This window comes from Bradyrhizobium sp. 44 (genome assembly GCF_023073095.1).
Taxonomy (GTDB): Bacteria; Pseudomonadota; Alphaproteobacteria; order Rhizobiales; family Xanthobacteraceae; genus Bradyrhizobium.
Genome location: NZ_JADPIY010000018.1, coordinates 1 through 5,865 on the forward strand (window position 1 = coordinate 1; position 5,865 = coordinate 5,865).

Sequence of the window (5,865 nt, forward strand, 5' to 3'; positions counted from 1 at the left end):
TGCCTTGGAATTGGCAGCCCCAAAGCGTCGCTCACGCAGCTTGAGCGCGTTCAGCCTTCCCGAAAGCGGCCTAGCCGGGGGCCTTCGCCGGATGCGTACCCTTCAACGAGACTTCGTCTGGGAGGAAAAGCAAGTACTAGAGCTGCTCGAGAGCGTCTATCGAGGCTTTCCAATCGGCAGCATCTTGCTTTGGCGCGTAGATAAGCCGGTCTTCAAGAGCGTCAAGAAGACCATGGTTGGCTTAGGGAAGTCTTGTACTCTGCATATCGACGCATCGCTTCCGCTTCGGTCATTTCCTTGTTCTTTACAGATAGCACCAACGAGTCCGTGAATTGGACGTAGGCGTTACCCATAGACGAACAGTCGTTCGAAGGGATGCAATCTGCATTGCGTGCCTGCTTGCCGCACTCGGCCATGCTAAGGAACGACGAAGTCTGGGTACTGCACTTGTGTGCCCTCCTCATTGCGGCCCATCATTGCGCTGTAGCCAACAATGTCCGATGCAAGAACGGCAGCGAGCCGTCTTACAAGTTTTTGCACAGATCCGCCTGGGGTTACGTCTGGGCGGTTGTCTCCGATGACCATGTGATGCCCCGCTCACGCTAGAACACACGCAATAGTGGCACATATCCGGAGTTGAGGGGTAGGCGGGGGCTCCTGGCCGACGGCGGCCGCTATGAGGGACTGGCGACGACCAAGACGGCCTTCTGGAGGAGGCCGGCTGGCTCTGGCAGCATACGGTGATGGCATGAGCAACATCATCTAGCTGCCGATGCCTGGCCGATCACCGAGGATGAACCGCAGCGCTCCGCGGTAAGGCCTTCTGCGACCTGGAAACGCCGATCAGCCGTTGCGTTATGATGGGCAGGATCACCGCGCAATTGATCTCGGAAGCGGACGACGGCACGCGGCCAGAGCTGTGCTTTGCCGTGTTGCACCTGTCCAGAATGCTGGACGAGCTGGAGCACAACTATCGGGTCGCTTGGCATGGGGAGCCCCTGCGCGCCTGATCCGATGGTGCTCTCCGAACCGACAAGCCAAATTAGACCGCCGGGCACGCAATACCTTGTCCCGGCGGCTTGATATCCGTCCAGCCCCGGGACGGGATTAACAAAAATCCCGGATACCCATGAGTATGAGCGTGGAGTGTAAAGGTTCAATTCGCCTTCGAAAATCGAGGCCCGCCGGTTCACGCTGGCGGGCCCACTCGTCAGATGTCAAAGCGCGGGCTAGCCGTCTTGGCAGGGAATCCCGAAGTTGTCGCAAGCGAGAGCGAATGACTCTTTTGCCTTTGTATTCTCGAAGCAGAAGCGAGTGCCGACCTCCGCCTGATCGCTCCACCAGTCGAGGCTACTGCCCTTCGCGATGCGGGAGGCTTCGCCGCGTAAAAGGTCCAGTTGTCTTCCCGCAGCACGAACGATCAGGCAATTTTTCTCTTTGGACATAAGACCTTCTCCAATGGCGCAAGACGCCGAAGTCATTGGTACACAAGTACGGCCGCAAGACTGATCACGCTAAGCGCCGTGGACACAAAGGCCGCAGCAGGGGGCTGCTGCGGCCTTGTTGTCAAAAAATTTCCGGGTGAAATAGGTCTAAGTAAAATATTGAGCCAGCCCGGTGGAGCCATGATTGCGGGCGATCGATCAGCGGCAATATGACCTAAATCACAGATCACGAGTCATTAATCTGAACCTTGTGCTGAGGGAGAGCGCCGCCGGGGCTGGCTAGCTGGCGGGCTCTCACCCCGAGCACAAGGCCGCGTATGTCCCCCGCGGCCCCGTCCCAACCAGCACGCTACGCAGCCGCCGCTACAAAGTGTAAACCTCGTTATATTCATACTCCTCGGTCGCAATGGTGAACTCACTGCGACTTTCGGCTGGAAGCCCCGCTAGCTAACGTGCCTGGCGGGGCTTCTTCCTTTTCGAAATCAATCTGTCGGAATACAGCGCGGCCACCGACTAAAAGGGCCACAGCTCTTTCGATGCTGCAGCCCGCCGGGTTTAAAAAAAACTAGGTGAAATATGGACCAGCCCCGGCATCAGCGATGCTACGCCTCCGTGTTCTCGGAGCAACGTAAATCGTTGTTTCATTAACCGAAATCGGCTGACTGTTGCAGAATGGATGGCAGCTCCTCTGACATGGACAGCAGGGCTGGCTGACATGTCGCGTGGGGGTCCACAGCGCTAATTTCGGTTTTTCTTTGCGATGACTCCGGTCAGTTGAATTTAGGACACATTCACAGAACTTAATGCGGGAGAGCCGTAGCGGCTTAGCGCTCTTGCCAGCCCCGGAGTGCTACGTTGAATGCAATCGCTGCCCGCGTTTAAGCGAGCGGCTGCTTTCAGCCCAGAGGCCGCCTCGGTAGGCGGCCTCTTTCACTCATCCCTTTTCAGTTTGCGCCGGCTCCAATTCCACCTCTCTTCCCTTTGGATTAAGTTTCGGGGACATCATGCCGGTTCAGCGCTCGCAATGACGCCGATCCGAGCGAACAAGAAAGCGAGCCCGGCGTGACATACGAAGATAAGGGAGTAAGCTGAGCGCGTTCTCACATTCCTTTTTGAAATTGAGATTGCAAATGAAGAAATTGCTATGCGCAACAACAGTGTTGTTCTTCGGGCTTTCATGCACGACCAGTCTCCAAGCTCAAACCAGCACGGCTGGTTCGACCAAATCTGCGGCGAAAACCGCTGGCGCAACCAAAGCTAAATCAATGCCGAGGGCGGGCGCGGGGTGCACATCTCGGGCCGCGCAGATGTCTGGAAAGACCTGCTAGAGATGTTCGAGCCGTATGGCCGGAAGAAATGCCGGCCTTCTGCTTGCGGAGGTCCTTTGAGCACGGTTGGACCGCACTCAGGTTGACGTCTCTTTTGAGTCACAGGCTGACTTCCGCACCGACTTGTGGCTGGCCCGTGTCGAGTGTGAGCTCGTGTGCCTGTACTAACGACCAAGGCCGCGACCGAGAGGGTGGCTCCTCCTCCCTTGCTGCGAAGGCACCGCTACGAACAACGAGGACGACTTCGCGACGGCATCCCATCACCACCACGCACGCGGGCGAAAGTAGTCCTGCGTAGTGTGACTTGGGTCGCTTAAGGACGCCTGACTTCTTCGTTGAGTGGCAGCGCGAGAGGATCGCTTCAACTGTTTGCAGCGTTCGCCCGAATTCAGACCGCAAATGTCGCATATGCGCGGCATCCCTCGGCTCTGATAGAAATGAGATTTTCACGAGGAAGCGTTCAAGATGGCAGTGAGAGGAAGATTGTGGGAGTGCTTCGATCGCAATACCCTGATCTGTTCTCGTATCTCAATAAGATCGAGCGGATCGTCGGTCGGTTCATTCGTCACAAGGAAGCTCGCGGTATCCGCAGTAAAAGCGCGCCGGCACACCGTGTCGACCTCGCAGTCGCAAAGCCGGACGCAGGCAATGTCCGATGCCAAGCTACCGTATTCGAGGCCGACGGCAATCGAACCCGAGAGTTAAGCTTGATCGTAGCTCTGGAAGTTAATTCTGGAACCTGACCCCATAGGGCTTTCCTTGGCACTCTGTTTGCTCAGTCAAGACCAAAGCCAACTCCCTTGGAGTGGCTGTTTCAGGTTGAGGCAAACGATGCAAGAAGTGTCCCGTTCCGGTATCACCGGGGAACTGCAGCTCAGCGCGCTCATAGCCGATCTGTGGTGGCGCGTTGATCTTATGAATTCCGATATCCTCGAAGAGGAAGCCAAGGCAGGCGTGTTCGACGTGCGGAAGCCAACCTATCCGCTTCTTGCGCTAAATCTCCGCGCGCGGCGCGACAACCTCCTGTCGACCATCTATGCTCTTGAGCGGCGTGCGAAGCCTGGGCAGGTGGCGGCGTAATCACCTGACCGAGGGCGGCATTGCTAGCCTTGCGGGTCGCCGATGTCGAATGCGCCTGACCTGCCCCTGAAGTTTCACCCAGTAGGGGTTAGAGTCTCGGCGGATGTTACGCCGTTTGGCGCGGTGTGAGCAACGTGCGATCGGCGGAGCTGGTCGGGGTTGCGCAGCCGATCGCACGTTGCGGTGAGGTAGGCGGCATAGGCCGCAGGGGTCAGATAGCCGAGCGAGGAATGCGGGCGTTGGCCGTTGTAGTCGCCGACCCAATCCGCAATCTTGGCGCGGGCGTGATCGAGGCCGAAGAACAAGGTTTCGTTGAGAAGCTCGTCCCGCATCCGGCCGTTGAAGCTTTCACAGAAGCCGTTCTGCATCGGCTTGCCCGGCGCAATGAAGTGCCAGTCGATCTTGTTCTCCTCCGACTAGGCCAGCATGGCATTGCAGGTGAACTCGGTGCCGTTGTCGGAGACGATCATGCCCGGCTTGCCGCGCTGATTGATCAGCGCCGTCAGTTCGCGTGCCACCCGCCGCCCCGGGACCGAGGTGTCGGGGATGGCCGCCAGACATTCCCGGGTCACGTCATCGACGATATTCAGGACCCGGAAGCGACGGCCGCTGGCGAACTGGTCGTGGACAAAATCCAGCGACCACCGGGCGTTCGGCCGAGCCTCGACCAGTATCGGCGCTCGGGTGCCCACGGCGCGGCGGCGGGCTCGGCGCTTGCGCACGCTGAGGCCTTCCTCTCGATACAGACGGTAGATCCGGTTCCGCCCGGACGGCTCGCCCTGCTGGCGAAGCAGCACGAACAGCCGGCGGTAGCCGAACCGCCGACGGGCATTAGCAAGCTCGTGCAAGTGGCCGCGTAGTTCGGTGTCCGGCGGTCGGCACGATCGGTACCGAACCATCTTGCGGTCAGCGCCGACGATGCCGCAGGCCCGCCGCTCCGACAGACCCATGACGGCCTGCAGGTGCGCGACGGCTTCGCGCTTGGCGACGGGCCCTACCATTTTTTTGACAAAAGCTCGCGTAGCGCTGCAGCATCCAGCATCTGCTCGGCCAGCAGCTTCTTCAGCTTAGCGTTCTCGTCCTCGAGTTGCCGCAACCGCTTGGCATCGGAGACGTCCAGACCGCCGAACTTCGCCTTCCAATTGTACAGCGTCGCTTCAGAGATGCCATGCTTCCGCGCCAAATCGGCAGCCTTCGCACCCGCCTCATGCTCACGCAGCACGCCAATAATCTGCTCTTCCGTAAACCTGGCTCGCTTCATCTGTCCGTCCTTCAGAAGGCCGGACACTAACTTCAACTGGAGGAAATCGGCAGGGGCAGGTCACGCCCAGACGATACTCATCGCCTATCGACTGCTCGTCCGCCATCTGCGTGATCAGGGTGAACGTCGCGTTGGGAAAGCGCGTCCACACTTCAATGTCGTCTGACGTGACGGTTAGATAGCCAAAAAAGCACCTATAGCGGCCGGGCTCGGTCACGCGATCGACCTTGTCCCAGTTGATCTTGTTGATGCGCATCTCTCTCGATCAAGGAAGCACGCTCACCCCGGGCGAGCGGGGCTCGACCTGCCCATGCCTAGCGCGCTCGACCAGTTCACGAGCGCAATGACAAGCTTAGTCGCGACTGGTTTCCGCCGGGTTACTGCTACGCAATCGGGCGAGCGAGGTAGCTTAGCTCCACTGGTTCTCTGGAATCGGGCGGCGGCTTGAGCTCTTAAAGGTCGGCTTCAGCGTTAGTTCCTCTTGGACGGTTTGAACGGCCCCTTCTGCATCGATGCCCGAAACCGTTTGGGGGCGGCGACCCGCCGCCACCATGTTCATCCGGCAACGTTCGTCCCGCTTTCTATTGTTCCTCAGCTGCTTCACTCAGACGCCGTAAGCGCGACCAATCTGCTTTGTCATTACGATCGCAGCTGAACCGCCCCGGGTTTGCCGGAGGCTCCAACTCCTGAGAGGATGGAGCCATGACGAGCAAGACGACGAACAAGTTTTCACCCGAGGTCCGGGCCCGAG

Annotated in this window: 4 protein-coding genes and 1 pseudogene; 2 read left to right on the forward strand and 3 right to left on the reverse strand. The window is 58.8% G+C overall.

Going from position 1 to position 5,865, the window contains the following annotated elements; all coding sequences use genetic code 11:
* Positions 1-91 precede the first annotated feature (91 nt).
* Positions 92-331, forward strand: a complete 240-nt coding sequence (locus IVB41_RS35915) for a DUF262 domain-containing protein (RefSeq protein WP_407062494.1) — start codon at positions 92-94, stop codon at positions 329-331.
* Between the two features lie 898 nt (positions 332-1,229).
* Here IVB41_RS35915 and IVB41_RS22125 read toward each other — a convergent pair.
* The gene (locus tag IVB41_RS22125; RefSeq protein WP_027567836.1) at positions 1,230-1,445 is read right to left on the reverse strand and encodes a hypothetical protein; all 216 of its coding nucleotides are present in this window, start codon (positions 1,443-1,445) and stop codon (positions 1,230-1,232) included.
* A gap of 2,159 nt (positions 1,446-3,604) precedes the next feature.
* Here IVB41_RS22125 and IVB41_RS22130 point away from each other — a divergent pair.
* Positions 3,605-3,853 (forward strand): hypothetical protein, encoded by a 249-nt coding sequence (locus tag IVB41_RS22130; RefSeq protein ID WP_027567835.1) that lies wholly within the window; start codon positions 3,605-3,607, stop codon positions 3,851-3,853.
* A 74-nt stretch (positions 3,854-3,927) separates the two neighbouring features.
* On the opposite strand, the pseudogene IVB41_RS22135 reads toward IVB41_RS22130, so the two are convergent.
* Positions 3,928-5,114, reverse strand: a pseudogene (locus IVB41_RS22135) (IS3 family transposase).
* Positions 5,065-5,370: a hypothetical protein gene (locus IVB41_RS22140; protein WP_247434942.1), complete on the reverse strand. Its 306-nt coding sequence runs from the start codon at positions 5,368-5,370 to the stop codon at positions 5,065-5,067. Before IVB41_RS22140 ends, IVB41_RS22135 begins: the two are co-directional and overlap by 50 nt.
* Between the last annotated feature and the right edge of the window lie 495 nt (positions 5,371-5,865).

Bases quoted from the DNA above. Each gene is read 5' to 3' on its own strand.
- IVB41_RS22130 (WP_027567835.1), top strand. From the start codon at position 3,605: ATGCAAGAAGTGTCCCGTTCCGGTATCACCGGGGAACTGCAGCTCAGC.
- IVB41_RS22125 (WP_027567836.1), bottom strand. From the start codon at position 1,445: ATGTCCAAAGAGAAAAATTGCCTGATCGTTCGTGCTGCGGGAAGACAA.
- IVB41_RS22140 (WP_247434942.1), bottom strand. From the start codon at position 5,370: ATGCGCATCAACAAGATCAACTGGGACAAGGTCGATCGCGTGACCGAG.
- IVB41_RS35915 (WP_407062494.1), top strand. From the start codon at position 92: ATGCGTACCCTTCAACGAGACTTCGTCTGGGAGGAAAAGCAAGTACTA.